Below are 20,980 nucleotides of genomic sequence, written 5' to 3'. Positions count from 1 at the left end.
TCTCCTTACTGATTAATCTTTTTTTACACGGCTACTATAATAAATAGCACCGATAATGATTGCACCCTTTAAAACTCGTTGAACATATGGCGAGACACCTAACAGATTTAAACCATTACTTAAAACTCCTAATAACAAAGCTCCTAATAAGGTTCCGAAAATATGTCCACGTCCTCCAGAAATTGCTGTCCCACCTAAGACTACGGCAGCAATTGCGTCTAATTCATAACCTACACCTGCATTCGGCTGCCCCGATGCCAATCGGGAAGTCATAATTAAACCACTTATACTGGCAGTGATTCCACTAATTAAATAAACAAAGGCTTTTATTCTTTTTACCTTAATTCCCGATAATCGGACCGCTTCTTCATTACCGCCTAAGGCATAAATATATCTACCTAAAGGTAAATGGTTAAGAATTAAATAAGCGATTAAAAATACAATAGCCATTATCACGACAGGCATTGGTATAATGCCAAAAAGATAACCTCGTCCAAGAAAGGTAAAGGAATCAGATAAACCTGATAAAGGATATCCACCTGTATACAAGAGTGCTGCTCCCCTAGCTATTTCCATCATAGCAAGTGTAACAATAATAGCAGGGATCTTAGCATAAGCAACGAAAACTCCATTAATATACCCAATAGCAGCACCAAGAAGTATACCTAATAAAATAGCTAAAATTGGAGGAAGCCCACTATTAATCATCAATCCTGCCATAATTGTACCGGAAAAAGCCATCACAGACCCTACGGATAAATCAATACCTCCTGTCAATATAACAAAGGTCATCCCTACAGCCATGATCCCATTGATTGAAACTTGCCTAAATATATTTGAAATATTGGTTCCAGTTAGGAATTCACTACTCGCCACTGAAAATACAATACAAAGCAGGATAAAACCTAGAAAAGTTAACATTTCAGGATTTTTAAATAATTCTTTGACATTCTTCTTGTCTGTAACTTGATAATTCAATGCATTCATCAACCTTCACCCCCTGTTGCATAATGCATAACTCTTTCCGAAGTTGCTTCACTACTTGATATTTCCGATTTAATTCGGCCTTTATGCATTACTAACAAACGATCACTCATCCCTAAAACTTCTGGTAATTCTGAGGAGATCATAATAATACTGATACCTTTGTCTGCTAAATCCCTCATTAATTTATAGATCTCTTCTTTGGCACCTATGTCAATTCCTCTAGTTGGTTCATCAAAGATTATAAGATGGCAATTTGTATTCAACCATTTAGCTAACACCACTTTTTGTTGATTACCTCCACTTAAATTCTTTACTGTTTGGTTCATACTCGGTGTTTTAATGAGCAGATCCTGAATTGAAGCTTTTGTAAGTTCATTTTCTTTCGTCCGATTGATGATACGAAAACTATTGGATAGTTGTTTAAGAATAGGTAAACTTATATTTTTTTTCACGGTTGAATCTAAAATAAGTCCTTGTGTTTTCCTATTTTCAGGAATTAGACAGATCCCGTGGTTTAATGCATCTGTTGGTGTTTTGATATTGATTTTTTTTCCATTAACGAGTACGTTCTTTGTCTGGGTCTTATCTGCACCAATCAAAGCTCGTACTATTTCTGTTCTTCCTGAACCAACTAAACCTGCAATTCCCAAAATCTCACCTTTACGCAAATGAAAATTGATGTCTATCACATGTTTATTTCCAAGATCTTTTACCTCAAGCAAGATATCATTATGTTTAGTTGATTCTCCTTTAATTGGAAACACATTAGCAATCTCTCTTCCAACCATCATCTTAACAATTTCCTGTTTATTTGTGTCTGCCACTCTTTTCGTATCCACCCATGTCCCGTCCCTCAAACAAGTCATTGAATCACACATGGTGATGATTTCATCTAAATGATGAGAAATATAAATAATTGTGACTCCTTCTGCTTTCAATTTTTCAATTAGCTGAAATAAATCTTCAATTTCTTTACCTGTCAGACTAGCCGTTGGTTCATCAAAAATTAATACCTTTGTATCTATCGAAATGGCCTTAGCTATTTCTACGAATTGCTGTTGTGCAATACTTAATTCTGAGACAGGCGTTTTAAGATCAATTTCTGCATGTAGTGTTTTGAGTATATCTACTGCCTTTTTTTTCATTTTTTCCCTATGGAGTAATCCACTCTTATTTCTAATTTCACGCCCTAAAAAAATGTTATCAATTGTATTGAGATAAGGTATCAAACTAAATTCTTGGTGAATAATACTTATCCCTAGCCCCTGTGCCTGTTTAGGATCAATCAGTTTGATTTCCTTTTCCTCTAAGAATATTTCTCCCCCAGTAGGCTGGTACACTCCTGATAGTATTTTCATTAGAGTAGATTTTCCAGCACCATTCTCTCCCACTAATGCATGCACTTCTCCTCTTTCAATGGAAAAGCTAACATCCTTCAGTGCTTTAACTCCCGAAAATTCTTTTGTTATATTTTGAATTCTGAGTATTTCTGACATCTTCATTCCCCATCCTTCAATTGAATGTTTTGTTGGTCCCTTACCAACTAAAACCTTCTGCATTTTCTGGTGTCAAAAGTTCTACGTCAATCGGCACTTCTTCAGGTACTACTTCAGCTCCCCAATATTTTGCTAAAGCCATACCCATACCAACTCTTATTTGATCTCTCGGAAACTGAGCAACGGTTGCCTTGAAGATATCTCCTGAAGTAATTGCTTCAATGGCTTCTGGATGACCATCGACACTATATAGCGCAACATCTCGGCCTGAAGATTCAATAGCGCCTAGGGACCCCATAGCTCCACCATCATTGACACTGAAAATGGCATCCAAATCTGGGTTGGCTTGAAGAATATTTTCCGTTACATTCAAAGCTTTTGACCGCTCTTGTTCCCCATTCTGTATGTCTACGATTTCAATATCAGAATTCTCACTTATAGCATCTTCAAAACCTTCCACACGTTGCAAAATTGGTACAACAGGAATCCCATCCAAAATAGCTACAGAACCGGTCCCTCCTAAATCCTCTGCCATTTTTTCTCCTGCCAAATAACCAGCGTCATAGTTTTTTGAACCTACAAAAGAGTCGATAGGCCCCTCGGCTTGAGCGTCTATAGCAACAGTTATAACACCAGCTTCTTCTGCTTGCATAACAGCACTTTCCACTCCGTCACTATCAGCAGGATTAATAAGTAAAATATCAATATCTTGCTGGACCATGTCACTGATATCATTTACTTGTTTTGTTACATCATGCTGGGCATCCGCAATAATTGTTTCTGCTCCAATAGAAGCAGCAGCATCTTCAAAAGATTCTTGCATAGAAATAAAGTAAGGATTATCCATCTCCTGAAATGACATACCAATTCTTAAATCATCGGCACTTTCTGCTTCTCCAGATGTTTCATTACCTTGGTTGTCGCATGCACTAAGCAATATGAAGACAAATACTGACATTACCATAAATACAATATTAGATTTTTTCAAATTCATTACCTCCCACAATTTTATTACCACATAAACCTTATTAGTTCCATCGCTTCATCTAATTCTTGCTTAATTACTCACATCACCTCCTTAAAAATTTTGAACACAAAAAAGCGCCTTATTAGAGACTATATTTTCGTTTTTAGCACACACGAAAACATAGCTCTGACAAGGCGCTCTTAGCCCAAATATATACATACCACCCATAGGTATATATAAAATATTTAAATTTATTAACTCTACAACAAGATTAAAATAAAACGGTTACAAAGTCAAGAGATTATTTCAAGTTATTTTAAAATAAAGATTCCATCGCAATAATATTTTTAGCAATCTCAACCAATTTCTTATTTTGATTTCTACTCATATGCTGCATTTTTTGCATAGCTTCCGGTTCTTTTAAACCTTTAGATTCCATTAATATTCCTTTTGCCTTTTCAATATATTTTCTAGCCTCTAAAGCTTTTTTTGTATCGTGAAGTTCTTCTTGTAGATCTTTAAACTCTTCAACTCTATCCAAAGTAATATTGATAGCAGCCTTCAAATCTTTCAAATCCACTGGTTTTACTAAATAACTAAATACTCCTTCTTCAGACGCTCTTTTTATTAAACTTTCATCGTGATAAGCACTAATAATAATCGAAGGAACAAACATTTCTTCATTGATTTCATGAATCGCTTCAATACCATCCATTTTAGGCATGCTTACATCCACAAGTACCACATCTGGTTTTAAATTCAAGACTAAACGCACTGCTTTTTCACCATCTGCAGCTTTTCCCACCACTTCATGACCTAGTTCTTTTAGATTTGATTCCAAACCCATCATTACCAAGAGCTCATCTTCTGCAATAACCGTTCGTAGCTTATTATCGATTGATCTCACCTCCTTAACAGCATTTATTTTTTTAGTGACGTGTCACTTGAATCACAAGACCTATATAATGACAAGTTACAATAAAACCTACTTTCTAGTCAATACTAATTAACATAAGTAAATCATTAGTCAATATCTTTTATAGAACTAATATGACTTCTTTTCAATAACTCTCTTATCCCCCATTATATCTTTCTACTTCATTTAGTATTGATTTCTTCTACATGCTTCCTTTATACTATTTCAAAGTAACGTAATTCAACTTGAAAAGAGGTATGAACATGAAACAATCGTTACTCGACATGAATAACTTCATTTATCTTAATTCTCCCAAAGGCATTCAACTAAGCATTGAAGAAAATGAAATTCATTCGTTGATGATGAAAGATTCTAGTGAACAGGAGCAATTCATGAAGGCATTGCAATTCACGAAACAAAATGATGGTAACATTTATTTTATGGGGAACAAAGTAACAGCGCTTCCACATAATTATGACATCTGGGAACATTACCCTATTGAATTTCTTTATAGACACCCATTAACACTCGATAACCTAACCGTTGCAGAAAATGTACATTTAATGTATCTACCAAAATACCGCTTTATGCCTTTTTTAAATCGATCCAAAATTCATAAAAATACAATCGACATTTTTAACAAATTGGGCTTAGATTATAACCCGAAAGAGAAATTATATAACCTATCTGCAGAAGATAAAAAATTCATCTATTTATGTCGCCTCCTACTTTTGAACCCGAAACTTATCATTATGCATGAACCAATAGAAAATCTTTCTTCCACTAATGCAGCTAAAATGTATAATATTATCAGACAGTTTAAAGAGATGAGAGGCAGCGTTTTGTTCATAACTAGGCAATGGGAGAATTCTCTAAAAATAGGAGATTCGATTTCTATCTTGAACAATGGTGTTCTCGCTGGTAAAATGACCGCCTCTGAGGCTAAGGCAGATCCTCAGTTATTTCTTAGGAAAATTGAAGGTTATTATTTCAAAGAAAACGATCGTTTCAGTCAAGATAGTAAAAGTTTCTTGGATACAGTATTTAAAGCAGCAGAATTTTTGACCTCTGAATATGAATTAAAAGATGTATTACTTCTGCTAGCAAAAGAGGTTTGTCAATTCATGGGTTCAGATGGTTGTGCCATACAGTTACTCGATGAGAATACCTGGCATACTATCGATAAATTTGAATACCAAGAATTACGTGATATCCATGTACAGCTGACTAAAGAGACTATTATAAAAATTGCCCAATCTAACGAGATTTTCTATATCAATAGAAAAGACAAGGAATTTAATACATTATTTAAGGAACAAGAAGGAATGAATACTTTCATCTGCATCCCTATTCTGATTCGATCTCAGGTGACAGGACTTATCAGCCTGTATTATAAAGATTTTTACATTTATTCAAAAGCAGAGTCGCAGTACCTTTTCGCATTAGCAAAACATGTTGCTATCGCTATTGAAGATACAAGATTGATGGGGAGATCCACCTTACTTCAGGAAAGCCATCATCGCATCAAAAATAATCTTCAATCAGTTATTGGTCTAGTTACCTTACAAAAAAACGTCTATAAACAAGATAATTATCGATCTATTGATGAATTACTAGATAACGTTATCAGTCGCATTAAGAGTATTGCCACCGTACACGATTTATTATCTAAGGATCGCATGGGCAGAAGCATTATTAATTTAAAAGAACTTATCGAATCTATCATAGAGATCTCAAGTGCTGATCCTAAAATACAAATAAAATCGGAGTTAGAAGATATTTTCATTCCTTACAATAAAGCCACTTCTATTGCACTAATCATTAATGAACTTGTCATTAACAGTCAGAAACATGCCTTTAAAAATAGAAATACAGGGATCATTTTAATCCATTCCTATAAAATATCAGATTGGATTACTATTTCTGTAACAGACAATGGAGAAGGTATGCCTGCTGATTTTGACCTTGAGAAAACAGATAGCCTTGGTTTAAATATCATAAAAGATATTCTTAAAAATGAATTACAAGGAGATTTGGAGATGGGACACTCGCCAAACAATGGGAGCTCCTTTACAGTCTCTATTCCTAGTAAAGTTTTATTTGGAGTTCATTAAGAATAGCATATGATATTCCACATTCACACTACCACTAACTATAAAGAGGTGTCTTCTTTTTAAGTATAGAAGGTGGGCACCTTCTTTACAAATTAGCTTGTCAAAAGATTATATCTCACTCCATAAAATTAAAATTCCACCAAACTTCACTTTCATAATCATTACTCCACACCCAAAAACTCGTCTCTCAAAATAGCATAATAATATTCATCCCACCATTCATCACCGTGTGGAATACATTGTTTAAAAAATCCTTCTCTCCTCATACCAATCTTCTCCATTACACGATAGGACGGCCTATTTTCAGGTTGACAGGTTGCAATAATTCGATGCAGATGCAATTGATTAAAACCAAATGCAAGCACAGCTTTGGCGGCCTCTGTAGCATAGCCCTTTCCGTGATACAAAGGATTAAATACCCAGCCAATCTCAAAGGTGTGGTCGCCAAAATACGGATGGAAAACAATATGTCCAATCAATTGGTGTGTATCCATTTCTATAACAGCATACTTTTCTGCCTCGTCTCCTTTATTGTCTATAACAAATTGCCTGGCATCTTCCTTTGAAAATACCTCTTCAGGAAGGTATTTCATCACTGCTTGATCAGATGTATACGAATACACCGCCTCCCAATCGGATTCATTAAATTCTCTTAGTTGTAATCTGTTTGTTTTAATATTCATAGGTTCTCCTTTATCAAAGTCTATTGTATGTATTTGAACACCACTATTATTGAGCAACCTCTGTTAATATGCACTTTTTACAAATAACACCTTTATTCAATAATCTGCCCTAATACCCTATGCTCTGCGATAGACTTTCCACAATCTCACGCAAGCATATATTATTTACTCGCTAACTTCCTCTAAAAAAATTTTATTATCAAATCCACCACGTGTTTTAAGCTTCTGCTCCCTCATTTGCAATAACGTTTGCTCTGATACTTGATGTGTTTTTGCTAAAGCTATCACCACTTCCATCATATCTGCTAATTCTTCGACAGCTGCTTGATCATTATTTGCCTTTAGATATTCCTTCCATTCTTCTTTAAGTTTTTGTATTAGTTCCAGTTTATAAGATTTCTCTTCCATTATTCTTATTTGACAGTACTGCCCTTGTTCTTCAATAATTTCAGGAATATAGTCTCGAACCAATTTATTATAAATAGTCATGATAATACCTCTCTTTTCAAAAATAAGATCATCTAACTAACATTAATATGTCGATTATCTCATAAATACTTCTCCTCATCCTCCCCTATTTATGCTACATTATAGAAAGGGGGTAAGCTTATGGACTCACAAATCACAGCTTTTATAGCGTTAATGGTAATTTCTGGCGTTATCAACCTCGTTTTAGCCGTTTTTGCCTATGCACGTCGCCATTATTATAAAAGCATTGCCTGGACTTTTATTATTTATATTTTACCCATTAGCATCTATTGTTTTGCCGGTGCATTTGGACTGCTTGCTACCAACATTGAACAAATAAAGACATGGACCATTATACAATACATAGGTATAGGTTATTCTCCACTACTTGGATTATTATTTATCCTGCGCTATTTTGGGATGGAAACAGCGTTTAAACGAGTATTACTTTTATTAATCATCCCAACCATTACCATTATTTTAGTAGCAACCAACGACTTGCACCATCTCTACTATCGCACGTTACAAATTGACCCTTTGTTAGGCGCACCTTATGTGGAACAAGAGGTTGGTATATGGTACATTGTTCATGGCATTTTCACTTTTTCATTTATGTTTATTGCACTTATTTTAACGTTACTACAATTAAAAACGGCAGCCCGTGCTTATTGGAAACAAATTATTGTCTTAGCACTTGGGCAATTCCTTCCCATTGTCATGTCTTACTTTTATTTAACAGGTTTAACTCCATCTGGAATTGACCCTGTCCCGATGATATTAGGACTTTCATCTACTCTTTACCTATGGGCCATCACCACTTCACAAATGTTTACGGTAGTGCCTATTGCAAAAGACGTTATCTTCCAAAGTATGGATAATGGTGTGATCGTCTTGGATAATTCCTATCGTCTAGTGGAATATAATCAAGCAGCACAGAAAATGTTAATAGGCATTAACCAACAGATGTATGGACAAAATTTCTATCATATTTGGAAGAATTTATCGGGACTTCCTTTCCCATATAGTTTATCAGAAAGCCCACTGGAAGCAGAAATCACTTACAATCGACAGCATAAACCACGTGTGTTTCAATTACGTGTATCCCCTCTGTCCCATACTACAAAAAATAGTGGTAGATTGGTTATATTTACGGATATTACGAAAATGAAAAATATGCAGACACAACTTGAATACTTGGCCTATTATGATGAACTGACTAATATACTTAATCGGAGGGCCTTTTTCCAGCGAGCAGAAATTTCCATTTCACAAGCAAAAAACAGTTTTGCTATACTCCTTTTCGATATTGATCACTTTAAGAAAATAAATGATACCTATGGACATCAGGTCGGAGATCGTATTTTGAATGAAACGAGCCAACTTTTCCGAAAAATATTGCCCGACCATTGTCTCTTAGCTCGTTATGGCGGGGAAGAATTTATCCTTACGTTAAACGACATGGATATAAAAGAAGCATATCAATTGGCTGAAACCATGCGGCAGCAATTAGAGGAGCACCCATTTAAAATCGATTCACTCTCCATCCCTGTTACCATCAGTCTAGGCATCTCCAGCATAGACAACTTAAATAAACACACCTTAGAGCAATTGCTATATCAAGCAGATCAGGCATTATACCTGGCGAAAGAGAGAGGCCGTAACCAAGTGCAAATCTTTTCCTAACAAAAGGAGAGAGCGGCTTTCCGGACGGTTTTGGGTGTGTTCCGGACAGTTTAAGCCTCTTCCCGGACAGTTTTGGGCTTTTTACTGACGGTTTCACCCTGTTACTGGACGGTTTGCCTGTTTTTCCGGGCGGTCTCGTATTATGTCAACTAAAAAGAAGTAGAGCATCACCGCTCTACTTCCTTCATTACTTTATAATCCGCTCGATTTTGATTTGATTATCTATTTTAACGGACATATTTGGAGATTCTCTACTATACTAATACAATATCATTTCGTGATTTAATCGGTTTCCGCAATGGGGACATTCTGGCATAAGTCTTTTTCGCAAGCAATGCACCATACCATTCAGACAAGCACCCAGTGATCCGGACTCTTTTCTTCTAATCTATTTTCCTCAAAATGATAGACTTGAGAAACAATGTTATGCTCTTTTAATTTCTTCGCCTCCAACATAGGGTCCGGGATTGGCACGGCCTCGAGTAATGACTTCGTGTAAGGATGCATCGGGTTTCGATAAAGTTCCTCACTTTCAGCCACTTCAATGATTTTACCCGAATACATGACGGCAATTCGATCACAAATATGTTTGACCATCGCTAAATCGTGTGCGATAAATAAATAGGTCAACCCCAACTTTTGCTGCAGGTCTTGTAATAAGTCGACAATTTGGGCTTGAATCGAGACATCCAGTGCGGATAAAGGCTCATCACACACGATGAATTTAGGATTAACAGCAAGTGCCCTAGCAATCCCAATTCTCTGCTGCTGCCCACCAGAGAATTCGTGTGGATACCTGCTGGCGTGCTCTTTCTCCAATCCAACCAGTTCCAATAACTCCTCCACTCGCGCTCGACGCTCCTGCTTAGTGCGACAAAGTTTATGGATATCTAAAGGCTGGCCAATAATATCCAGCACCTTCAACCTTGGATTCAACGAGGAATGCGGATCTTGGAAAATAATCTGCACATCGCGTCGGAGCTGCTTTAACTCTTTACGTTTAAAACGATGAATCCCCATTCCTTGAAAAATAATTTCTCCTGCCGTTTCCTGTTGTAACTGTAAAATCAAACGTCCGGTTGTTGACTTGCCTGACCCTGATTCACCAACTAACCCCAATGTTTCCCCAGGGTGAATTTGAAAGTCGATCTGATCAACCGCATGGACAGAACCGCCCAATTTCAATGGAAATATTTTTCTTAATTGCTGGACGGTCATCAATGGCTCGGTTTTCGTAAAGGTCTTGTGTGCCAAGTGTTTCTTTTCCTGATCAATTCTAGGTAAGGCGTTTAATAATCGTTTCGTATAAGGATGTGCGGGTCGCTGAAAAATCGATTCCGTATCATTTTGCTCCACCGTTTTGCCATCCTTCATGACCACTACTCGATCACACATCCCGGCAACCACCCCGAAATCATGCGTAATCAAAATAATACTCATATCCATCGTTTCCTGCAGCTTTTTCATTAACTGCAAAATTTGTGCTTGGATGCGTACATCAAGTGCTGTGGTAGGCTCATCGGCTATTAACAGCTTGGGACGACAGACTAAAGCCATCGCAATCATCGCTCGCTGCAGCATCCCGCCAGAGAATTCATGTGGGTATTGATGGTAGCGATGTTGAGGCTCACCAATGCCAACCAAATCCAACATCTCGATCGTTTCCTTTCTCGCATCCTGCGGGGACAGATTTCGGTGTTTTATACTCATTTCATCAATCTGCTGACCAATCTTCATCGTTGGATTGAACGAACTCATTGGATCTTGAAAAATCATACTTATTTCTTGTCCCCGGATTTGCTGCATTCCTTTATTGGAAAATGTCGAGATATCCTGGCTCTGATAGTTAATGGCATCAGCTTCAATTCTTGCCGTGTGTTCTGGTAATAGCTGCATAATTGCCTTGGCTGTTACACTCTTACCTGAGCCAGACTCTCCAACAATACCCAATGTTTCTCCCTTGCCAACCGAGAAGGAAACCCGTTGAACGGATGACACGACTTGCTGTTCAGAATGAAACGTAACGGATAAATTCTTTACTGCTAATATATCTTGCATATGTCATAACCCCAATATAGTTTATTTGATTTGACTTCTACTTCAAAATTGCCTATAATTCTTCATATTCCATTCTATACTAAATCAATAGGAATTATCAAGATTTATGGAGGTGAATGTTGTCAATGGGATCCAATGCCTTGTCCAAAGGCTTTATGATGATAAAACGATATCCTTTCCTACATTACATTCAATGGTTGATCGGTTTACCAGTTCATTTGATTGCTTTTCTCTTATTTCTTTATAGACGTAAGAAAGAGAAATATCCAGAACTTGTCCAACAAAGAATCGATCAATTAAAACAAACGAAGGAATATCTGTCACTTAAACAAAGATACGAAGATCAGTTTCGTAAAAAAAAGGAATATTTTGATCAGACTATGAAGCAAGCGGAATTAGAAGAGTTTGTCAGTCAAGAAACAGACACAAAAATAAAAGAGGCTGCTATTCAGGAACTCGCAGAAGAACAATTCATGCCTACCACCTATCAAGAATACTTTCTACAGTTATTATTAGATAAGCGATTTGTTATTTGGACTTTTATACCAGGTGGTCTGCTTTATATTTTATGTCTCATTTACCAACAAGCCTTTATCCGTTTTGTCTTTGAACGGCTGGTAATGACCATATTTGTGATATTTTCAGTGATTATCATGGTTTTTACCATTCTTTATATTTCACCATCGGATGCCGCTGCTAATATTCTTGGTGAATCTGCTTCAGAAGCACAGCGCGTAGCATTCGATCGCCAATATGGATTGGATCAGTCTTATTGGGTGCAGTTGTGGGAAGCGATCAAAGGCTTCTTAACCTTTGACTTGGGGCTCTCTTATACTGGTAATGAAAATGTGATGCATAGTATTGCCAACCGATTGCCCGTAACATTGATAATCGCCAGCTTTTCTCTGATTCTAGCGATTCTCATTGCCGTACCAATTGGCATGATCTCAGCTGCGAAGGTCAACTCTTTTTGGGATTATAGTTTTATGTTCATCGCCTTGATCGGTTTATCTATCCCTAGTTTCTGGCAAGGACTAATCTTTATTCTAACATTCTCTGTTAATGCCGATTTGTTACCATCTAATTATTCTCCTGGGAATGCTTGGTCTCTTATTATGCCTATTGTGGTGCTAGGTACTGGTTTAACAGCTACGATTGCTCGGATGACACGATCCTCTATCCTTGAGGTGATGCACGAAGATTATATGATAACGGCCAAGGCAAAGGGGCTATCGGAACGTAAGATTTTCATTCAACATGCCCTAAGAAACGCCTGGATTCCTATTTTAACGGTTATTGGCTTGCAATTCGGCGTCATGCTCGGTGGTGCAGCAGTTACCGAAAAGGTATTTAATATTAGTGGATTGGGCAGTTATATTGTTGATAAGCAATTTATTCCAGATATACCAGCCATCTTAGGCGGTGTGGTTTATATTGCGATTGCCATTTCCATTGTCAATTTGATTGTAGACCTTCTCTATGCTGTATTAAACCCACGCATTCGATCACAGATGAAGGATAGTTAGGAGGGAAGAACGTGAGTCATCGGGCAAATCAACAACAGTTGAAACAATCAGAGCTATATAAACATGGTTATTTCACTTTTGTCATAACACTTGGGTTAACCCTAATTTTTTTATGGAACAGTTATGACATAGCTACACAATCATGGCAAGGCACCCTTACATTATTGACGGTTATCTATGGCTTAATCAGCGCCTATCAGCTCATCCTTTTGGTTTTCTTGCGAAAAGACTTGTTAGTGTACGGGGCTGTTCAAGCTCGAACAAGACGTCTTGCCAGGGTTCAATTCCTTTCTTTATTATGTGGAAATATATTTACCGCAATTTTTGCTTTTCGTATATCAAAGAAAGGGTCTTCCATCGAGTATACCTTTATTTATTACATGCTGATCACGGATTTTCTTATTATTGCGGTAACATCCTTTAATCTGTTTAAGCCTTATGTGTCGAACACCTTTCTGCCTGCCATGTCCGTATTATTAGGCCTACTGCTGTTGGATGTGGTGTTACTGATCCTGTTTAGTCGGCAGCTTGACGTGGGTCAACAGAAGCGAAAGCCGATAAAATGGCTTGCTGTGTTATTATGCATCTTAAGTATAACCGGCAATATTTTCCGACTTATTTTGGCCTACAGCTTGTTTTTAAAGGCGTCCGATAAGGATGAATCCGTCAAAGATAAGTGGCATTTCTTCTGGATGAAATTAAGTAAAAGCTTTACTGCCATGACTGGCTTATTATTTGTTATTTTTATTTTCTCTATTTCTATTACTAGCTTTGCAACGTTTGTAACGAGCTTTGCAACGGCGAATAATTATGGAGCATTGCTGACAGACCCCAGTCTTGCCCATCCATTTGGCACTGATAACTTTGGGCGTGATGTATTCTCTCGTATCATTTTTGGAGCAAGAATCTCATTGGTTATCGGTCTCTTGACCACTCTTATTCCGATGGTCATTGGCGGTATTCTTGGTGCCATATCCGGATATTTCCATGAGGCAATTGATCAAACGATTATGCGGATCTTAGACATCCTTTATGCTGTACCAGGTATTTTGCTTGCTATTGCGATTATTGCCGCTTTTGGATCGAGTACGGTCAATTTAATTATTGCGTTAAGCATCGGATCTATTCCCATGTATGCTAGAACTATGCGGGCCAATGTGTTAATGGTTGCTAATCTCAACTATATTGAAGCCGCAAAATCATTAGGGGAATCCGACTGGAAGATATTATTTCAGCATGCCGTACCTAATGCATTTGCACCAATGATTGTCCGGGCTACTTTAACCATTGGGACTGCTGTTATTGCCACAAGCAGTTTGAGTTTTCTAGGGTTAGGTGTGGAACCGCACATACCTGAATGGGGGAATGTATTAAGAATAGGTAGTGAGTATTTAGAAACAGAGCCTTACTTAGCTATTTTTCCAGGGTTAGCCATTATTTTATTAGTATTATCATTTAACTTTCTGGGGGATGGGCTACGTGATGCCTTAGATCCCAAAATAAATTAAACAACAGGGGGAGAAAACATGAAAAAATTAAGTATTTTGCTATTTTTTGCTTTAGTCATTGGATTAACCGGCTGTTTGAATACCGAATCTGACGTACAAGAGGATTCATCAGAGGACTCAGGAGGCGGTGAACAACCTCACATCGAATTGTTAGGTATGAGTACGAATGAAGATGATATGAATATTTTACGTGATGAATTAACAAGTAACGGGTTTGACGTGGAGCTGAATATTCAGCCTGACTACGGTAGTTTTACCACACAGCGGGACGCAGGTAACTATGATATTGCTGTTAATAGCTGGACAACGGTAACAGGGAATCCAGACTATGCCGTCCGCTCGTTATTCACATCGGATGGTGATAACAGCTTATTTGCAGATGAAGAAGCAGATGAACTAGTTGACTTGGCCAGCACGCAATTACCAGATGAATATCAAGAGACTTATAAGGATTTGGAGCAGCGTATTGTCTTTGATCAGGCCTATATCGCGCCATTATATACATCCTATAAGGCACAAGGTGTCAATCATGAGATATTAGATGAATCCACCGTCCGTCTGCCAAAATCACGGGCAGCTGTATGGGAGGCAATGGACTATAATGATACATCATTGAGAGAGACGGAGCCGTTACAATTGCACCAAGCCATCGGTTCTTTAACTTCCTTGGACCCTATTAAAGGAAATGATGGGTCAATCAACACCTTGAACACAAATCTTTATGTACGATTAGTTAATCTAACGGATGATGATGAAGTAGTTTCGGATGGTTCCCTTTCTCTGAATCACGTGATTGCGGATGGAAATCAAGAGTACTATTTCGTGCTTCGGGATGATATTAATTTTGCCGCTATCGAGAATGACGAAGCCGTCGATACCGGAGAACGCGTAGGCGCTGAAGACGTGAAATTCTCCTTAGACCGTGCCAAAGATCCCGATTCTGTACCAGATCACCGCACATACAGCTTACATGAAAACATGGATACGATTGATATTGTGAGTGATCTTGACGAATTAGAATCAACCAATTCAATTGATGGTGAGACCGTCAAAGAGGCATTAGAAAGTGGTCTGGATTCCAATATTAACGAGTTAACCACTGACAAAACAGCAGCAGATAATAGTAATGGTGTTTACCAAGTAGTGAAGATAACAACCGTCGATCCTTTCCCGCAGGTACTTAATTATCTAGCCCACCAATCGGCAGGTATCGTATCCCAAGAACAAGTGGAAAGTATTAATACGTATGATGTAGATGATTATGATGTCAATGAAGATATTGCCTATGGCGATCAACGAACCGTTACAGAAGGAAGCGGTGAAGAGAACACAATTTATGCCAGCGGTCCTTACGTTATCTCTTCTAAAAATGATTATGAAGCACAATTTTTGAAAAATCCGGGTTATATGCCTGGTACAGACTATGAACCGAGAATCAACGAGGTAGTAGTCAACTTTATTCAAGACGCAGAGAGTACATTGAATGCCTTGCGTAATGATGAAATTTATATCTTTAATGGTGTAGCAGAGAACCGCTATGACACAGTTACAGAGGATGAGCATTTAACGCTACAACAAAATGACAGTAACGCCGTCAGCTATCTGAATTTCAATATGGAAGATCGTGAGGTTTCCTCTAATCTTGCCTTGCGTCAGGCTGTTTTATATTCTATTAATCAGGAAGAGTTTATTTCTTTCTATCAAGGGAATAAAAAACCGGCCGTATCAACACTTAGCCCACTCGTGGATACTGGTTTAAGTCTGGAGCCAGATCCAGAAGAAGTACAGAGTTTGTTAAGTGAAGCGACAGAATAAAGAGAGACTATGATTCCATATGATGAATCCCCTTCTGATTAGAGAAGGGGATTTTTTGGTTAGGCTTGACGTGGCCCGGCCATCAACAGTAGTATGCACTGGCTTTTGTTATTCACCCCACAGCTCCTTGATACGATGCGCCGCCAATTTAGGTTGTCTATCTCTCGCAAACAATCCTTTGCGATTGACAACGACTCTTGAAGGTGTCTGACTTGTTTTAAAATCGGCAAAGGACCAAATGTGGGCCCCAATCGTATAGGTCTTGTCCGCAATGATCTGATATTGCCGTGTAACCATTTCTGCTTGGTATTCCTCGGTAAACTGTTCTGGCGGATTGGTGTGTAGACCGGCAATCGCGTCTGCCCCAAACTCCGTTACAATAATCGGTTTCTGGAACACCTCAAAGCAGCGATCAAGCTTCTTACTCAGCATCTCACAGCCTTCATCCAAGCGGCCAGCCTGTTCATACCAGCCATAATAACGGTTTAAACTAATAAAATCGAAATGCTGCAGGGCATGATCTTCCTCGATATCTACACAATTTACGATGGTAACCAGGCGGCTAGGATCCAGCGACTTCGCGCATTGATATAACGAATGATAGAACGCGCTCGCCTCTGGGACAAAGGTATCCCCTTCATTTGCCAAGCTCCAGGCAATGATAGACGGGTGATTTTTATCTCTATTAATCATTTCTCCAATAACTTTCTTGGCCTGCTCCTGTATTTTATCGTTTTGATAATGGCTTTGTACAAAACCAACAAAAGGAGTTTCCCCAATCACTAACATCCCTTGCCGATCCGCTTGCCGCAGGAATTCCTCACTATACGGATAATGCGACGTGCGAAAGGAATTGGCCCCTGTCCATTTTAACAGATTCATATCCTTCGCAATGACGGCATGGTTAAGACCTTTACCCAATACAGGGAAATCCTCATGCAGACCAAACCCATTCAAGAACACAGGCTGTCCATTTAAGTACAGCTGATGATCCATTAATTCGATTTCTCGTATGCCTACTTCCAGTGTGTAACTATCTAGACAAATCTCATCGTCAAATAATTGAATGCATAGCTCATATAAATAAGGATCCTCCATCCCCCACAGCCTCGGTGATGGAATGGTTAACTGCCCTGTCACACGCTTATGGTTGTCGACAGTAACTTGGCTCGTGGCTGCCTCTTCGTCCAATGTAATAACTGCCGTACCTTGAAAGGGCTGATTAATCTGACAATCATACGATAAAACAGCTGTTTCCCCCTGTATTTCTGTGTTCACAGTTATATCTTTTATATAAGTAGGTGCTGTAGTATATAAATAGACAGGACGGTTAATCCCGCCATACGGAAAAAAATCATAGTAATTATTCGGATATTGTCCTTTAAAGCCAATCACTTGCTCTTCTTCCACATCTCCAGGCGGCAAGCGATCTGACTTAATCTGAGCATCCACTGAGATGATCATGGTATTCTTTTGACCACACTTCATATAGGAGGAAACCTCAAATTCGAATGGTAGATGCGCTCCCTCATGACTTCCTACGTATTGTCCATTGATCCAAATCTTTGTGAGATAGTTAGCTGCCCCAATCCTGAGCCACAATAATTCTGATCGAAAATGGCTAGGAACCTCCAATGTTGTCTCATACCAACCTGTTTCAAAGAAATACATTAAATCCTGAAATTGCTCATTCCAGCTTGCAGAAACAGCGACTTCTCGTTCTCTTGGAATACCATATGGCCAACCTTTCTCTTCTCCCTTATTGTCTTGATCTGCAGCAAAATGCCAAAAACCATTCAGCTCGGTTAGCATACGTTGCGCATTCATTTGTGGATATAGCATATCGATCTACTCCTTTCGTTACTCATATGTTCTATTGTAATGGGCAATCCAACGGCTTACACGGTTTGATTTTTGGCAGCTTGTGCACAATTTTTACTTTTGAGATAGGATGTTGATTCCGTAATTTACAGGTTCTCACGCTAGTGAAAGTTACACAAGGTAAGTGACAGCACTATGCCTTCATAATTGTTCAAACATTCACAATAAACAGAAAAAGAAAAGGTGAAAGATTCACCTCTATACAAAACGTTCAAACTCCCCCTTACTCCGAAACACGTGTAATCATCAGTTTATCAATCAGGACTTGATCCATATCTACTATCTCCAGCTTCCAGCCTTCCAAATAAATATAATCTCCTTCTTTTGGAATACTACCGATCTCGCTTGTCAGAAATCCACCTAAGGTTTGGAAAGATGTATCCTTTAGTATTTCTATGTCTACTTCATCTTCCAAATCAAAATAACGTAAAAAAGTGTCAAAAGGAACTTGTCCGTCCGCCAACCAAGAGTTTTCATCCCGCTGTGTAATCGTAGCCTTGGCTCTGTGACCATCACTTTGGATCTCACCGACAATCACCTGAATAAAGTCATTTAATGTTACGAATCCTTCCACTCCACCATATTCATCGACAACAACAGCTTGATGACTGCCTGCTTCTCTCATCGTTTCCAAAGCCTTGAATACCTTCACATGTTCTGGTAACACCAACGCCGGTTCAATACAATCAGGTATCGTGAAGGATTCGTTGGCTTGCAGCTTGGCAAACACCCGCTTAGTATGTATCATCCCCAGGAATTGATCCAAACTGCCTTTACCCACAGGAAAACGAGAATGTTCACTTTTGCTGATCAATTCCATGTTCTCCTCAAAACTACTTTCAATATCAATCCAAGTTAATTGCGTTCTTGGGGTAAGAATGTCACTGATACGCTGATCACCCAGATAAAAGATCTGATCAACCATCTCATGTTCAATTTCTTCAATATGACCACTATGTACGCCCTGTTCGACCATCTGCTGGATTTCCTCTTCCGTGACATCCGGTTCTTCATTGGTTTTAACCCCTAGCATTTTTAACACTAAAACTGTGGATTTATCTAATATCCAAATCAACGGTTTAGCGACTTTCGAAAAGAAATACATTGGCCGCGCAACAGCCATCGCCACCTTCTCTGGATTGGTTAAGCCTACTTGCTTTGGTGTCAATTCACCAATCACTAAAGTCAAAAAGGTAGTCAAGGTTACTACCAGCACCATACTTATTTGCAGACTCCATGGTGCTAACCACGGGATTTCTCTTACATACACATTTAGATCTCCGGCAATGGCTGCCCCGCCAAATGCTCCCGATATAATCCCGATTAAGGTAATACCAATTTGAATCGTGGATAACAGTTCACTGGAGTTGTTCGCTAAGTAAAGGGCTGTTTCTGCCTTTTTATTACCTTCTTTGACCTTCTGTTCCAGCCTTATTTTCCTTGATGTAACGACTCCAATTTCCGTCATCGCAAAAACACCATTCGCAATAATCAAAATAAGCAAGATAACAATCGATAATACGATAGAATCCATCTCTACACCTTTCCTTCTTTGATCTGGCTCACCGTTTAGAGGTTGCTCTTTCCTCTATTTTGTCATAGTATGTATCATATTCCCACTAATAGCCTCGATTATACCTTGATATACCATGAATTTATGATTTGTTTGTGACACAGGGCTTCCGCAGAAAAACTCAATCATCTAAACTGGCGACCATGAAGGTGCTGATCAGCCAAATGAAGACTGCTGGGAGATAGAACAAACTGACAATACCCGTACCGCCTGCAACAGGATATAGATAATGGAAGTACACATGGTTATACGAGATAAAAAGAAGAAAAACAATAATTGCTTTCATAACCGAACTGCCATATACGATGAAGCCTATACCTGGAACAAGCATATTTGCGATGGTGCTGACACGTCGCTTGAACGATTTCTGATCATTTTGCAAAACGAGGATCTCTTTATATAATTCCTCTTTCACCTGTTTCAATTCCTCCTGTTCCATGGATCAATCCTCCTTGTATCATGCACTTCCTACACTAACATATTCCGTTATTTTATGGAATTAAGTTCCCGCATGATACGTCTCTCGGGAACATAGATCGATCGAAACCACTTTCCACAGCATATTGAATGGAAACAATACCAAAAAATGAAGTAGTTTATACGTGAGAAGGATATTATTGTCTTTGCTGAATTGGATCGTCTAGGTAGAAATAAAAAGGATATGGTATATTTAATCTGCTAAAGCGGGTTACAATATTTGCTTTGCCATGGATACTGTTATATTGGATAATCAGACTAGGTAAAAAACAAGTAAATAATGTCGAACAGATCTATTAAACTTACATATATACTATAACAGATTGGCTTCATATGAGGGGTGGTGCACCGATATTACCTTCTTTGACAATGTTCAAGAAGGGAAGTGACGCTCATGGGTATAGAAAACATGTTGACAATAATGATTTCATTTTTGTCACTAATGATCTCTTCTGGGATGTTAGTTGCATTTATCATGTTCAATAAAAATGATAAAAAAACCCCTCATATGCTTTTGCGTAGTATAAAACAATTAACGACTTTGAGGAGGTGCTTTTCTCATGTGGTCACTACATGCGATTCTCTTCTTTACTCTACTCTTTAATTCTTTCGACAAAAGAAGCTATAATTCGCTATAGACATAAAAAAGTAAAAAATGTTACCTTTTATATAACTTATTTTAAAGGAGGGTAGAAGTAGTTGTACCTCTGTAAAATATTCTAACCTCTGACCTCTACCTTATCTAGTAAAGATATTAAGACGGTAAATTATCATTATGTGGATTTTTACTGACTCTTTTTAGTTATTATCCCATGTATGTAACTATTT

At 38.2% G+C, this 20,980-nt stretch carries 15 protein-coding genes; 5 read left to right on the top strand and 10 right to left on the bottom strand.

Features of this window, described 5'->3' with window-relative positions; all coding sequences use genetic code 11:
* Positions 1-12: 12 nt before the first annotated feature.
* The 4 genes from BN6556_RS08165 to BN6556_RS08150 form a co-directional block, all read right to left on the bottom strand.
* The gene (locus tag BN6556_RS08165; RefSeq protein ID WP_066189567.1) at positions 13-987 is read right to left on the bottom strand and encodes an ABC transporter permease subunit; all 975 of its coding nucleotides are present in this window, start codon (positions 985-987) and stop codon (positions 13-15) included.
* Positions 987-2,489 (bottom strand): sugar ABC transporter ATP-binding protein, encoded by a 1,503-nt coding sequence (locus BN6556_RS08160; protein WP_235817474.1) that lies wholly within the window; start codon positions 2,487-2,489, stop codon positions 987-989. Before BN6556_RS08160 ends, BN6556_RS08165 begins: the two co-directional genes overlap by 1 nt.
* 34 nt (positions 2,490-2,523) lie before the next feature.
* The gene (locus tag BN6556_RS08155) at positions 2,524-3,471 is read right to left on the bottom strand and encodes an ABC transporter substrate-binding protein (RefSeq protein WP_235817473.1); all 948 of its coding nucleotides are present in this window, start codon (positions 3,469-3,471) and stop codon (positions 2,524-2,526) included.
* Between the two features lie 295 nt (positions 3,472-3,766).
* Entirely contained in the window at positions 3,767-4,357 is a 591-nt protein-coding gene (locus BN6556_RS08150) for an ANTAR domain-containing response regulator (RefSeq protein ID WP_262361284.1), read from the bottom strand.
* A gap of 272 nt (positions 4,358-4,629) precedes the next feature.
* On the opposite strand from BN6556_RS08150, the gene BN6556_RS08145 reads away from it, so the two are divergent.
* A complete protein-coding gene (locus tag BN6556_RS08145) occupies positions 4,630-6,480 on the top strand; it encodes a histidine kinase dimerization/phosphoacceptor domain -containing protein (RefSeq protein ID WP_066189559.1) in 1,851 nt (616 codons plus the stop codon).
* A 161-nt stretch (positions 6,481-6,641) separates the two neighbouring features.
* On the opposite strand, the gene BN6556_RS08140 is transcribed toward BN6556_RS08145, so the two are convergent.
* A complete protein-coding gene (locus tag BN6556_RS08140) occupies positions 6,642-7,163 on the bottom strand; it encodes a GNAT family N-acetyltransferase (protein WP_066189556.1) in 522 nt (173 codons plus the stop codon).
* Between the two features lie 165 nt (positions 7,164-7,328).
* Entirely contained in the window at positions 7,329-7,652 is a 324-nt protein-coding gene (locus tag BN6556_RS08135; RefSeq protein WP_066189554.1) for a nucleoside triphosphate pyrophosphohydrolase, read from the bottom strand.
* A gap of 120 nt (positions 7,653-7,772) precedes the next feature.
* Here BN6556_RS08135 and BN6556_RS08130 point away from each other — a divergent pair, with 120 nt between their 5' ends.
* Positions 7,773-9,314 carry a histidine kinase N-terminal 7TM domain-containing diguanylate cyclase gene (locus BN6556_RS08130; protein WP_066189552.1) on the top strand — a complete coding sequence of 514 codons (1,542 nt, stop codon included), beginning with the start codon at positions 7,773-7,775 and terminating at the stop codon, positions 9,312-9,314.
* A gap of 348 nt (positions 9,315-9,662) precedes the next feature.
* On the opposite strand, the gene BN6556_RS08125 is transcribed toward BN6556_RS08130, so the two are convergent.
* Positions 9,663-11,372, bottom strand: coding sequence for an ABC transporter ATP-binding protein (locus BN6556_RS08125; RefSeq protein ID WP_066189549.1), 1,710 nt, complete (start codon positions 11,370-11,372; stop codon positions 9,663-9,665).
* A 116-nt stretch (positions 11,373-11,488) separates the two neighbouring features.
* Here BN6556_RS08125 and BN6556_RS08120 point away from each other — a divergent pair, with 116 nt between their 5' ends.
* Genes BN6556_RS08120 through BN6556_RS08110 form a run of 3 tightly spaced genes read left to right on the top strand, consistent with a single transcriptional unit; the run spans position 11,489 to position 16,221 of the window.
* Positions 11,489-12,898, top strand: coding sequence for an ABC transporter permease (locus tag BN6556_RS08120; RefSeq protein WP_235817472.1), 1,410 nt, complete (start codon positions 11,489-11,491; stop codon positions 12,896-12,898).
* A gap of 11 nt (positions 12,899-12,909) precedes the next feature.
* The gene (locus tag BN6556_RS08115; protein ID WP_066189544.1) at positions 12,910-14,406 is read left to right on the top strand and encodes an ABC transporter permease; all 1,497 of its coding nucleotides are present in this window, start codon (positions 12,910-12,912) and stop codon (positions 14,404-14,406) included.
* Positions 14,407-14,424: 18 nt separating this feature from the next.
* Positions 14,425-16,221 (top strand): ABC transporter substrate-binding protein, encoded by a 1,797-nt coding sequence (locus BN6556_RS08110; RefSeq protein WP_066189541.1) that lies wholly within the window; start codon positions 14,425-14,427, stop codon positions 16,219-16,221.
* Between the two features lie 108 nt (positions 16,222-16,329).
* On the opposite strand, the gene uidA is transcribed toward BN6556_RS08110, so the two are convergent.
* The 3 genes from uidA to BN6556_RS08095 all read right to left on the bottom strand — a co-directional run bounded on the left by uidA (position 16,330) and on the right by BN6556_RS08095 (position 20,114).
* Positions 16,330-18,063: a beta-glucuronidase gene (gene uidA, locus BN6556_RS08105; RefSeq protein ID WP_066189537.1), complete on the bottom strand. Its 1,734-nt coding sequence runs from the start codon at positions 18,061-18,063 to the stop codon at positions 16,330-16,332.
* 262 nt (positions 18,064-18,325) lie between these two features.
* Positions 18,326-19,636 carry a hemolysin family protein gene (locus BN6556_RS08100; RefSeq protein ID WP_066189535.1) on the bottom strand — a complete coding sequence of 437 codons (1,311 nt, stop codon included), beginning with the start codon at positions 19,634-19,636 and terminating at the stop codon, positions 18,326-18,328.
* 160 nt (positions 19,637-19,796) lie between these two features.
* Positions 19,797-20,114: a hypothetical protein gene (locus BN6556_RS08095; protein ID WP_066189534.1), complete on the bottom strand. Its 318-nt coding sequence runs from the start codon at positions 20,112-20,114 to the stop codon at positions 19,797-19,799.
* Positions 20,115-20,980 lie beyond the last annotated feature (866 nt).

This window comes from Gracilibacillus timonensis, assembly GCF_900086715.1.
GTDB classification, from domain to species: domain Bacteria; phylum Bacillota; class Bacilli; order Bacillales; family Amphibacillaceae; genus Gracilibacillus; species Gracilibacillus timonensis.
The sequence above is the reverse complement of the archived record's forward strand: the minus strand, read 5'-3'. Positions and strand labels throughout refer to the sequence as shown.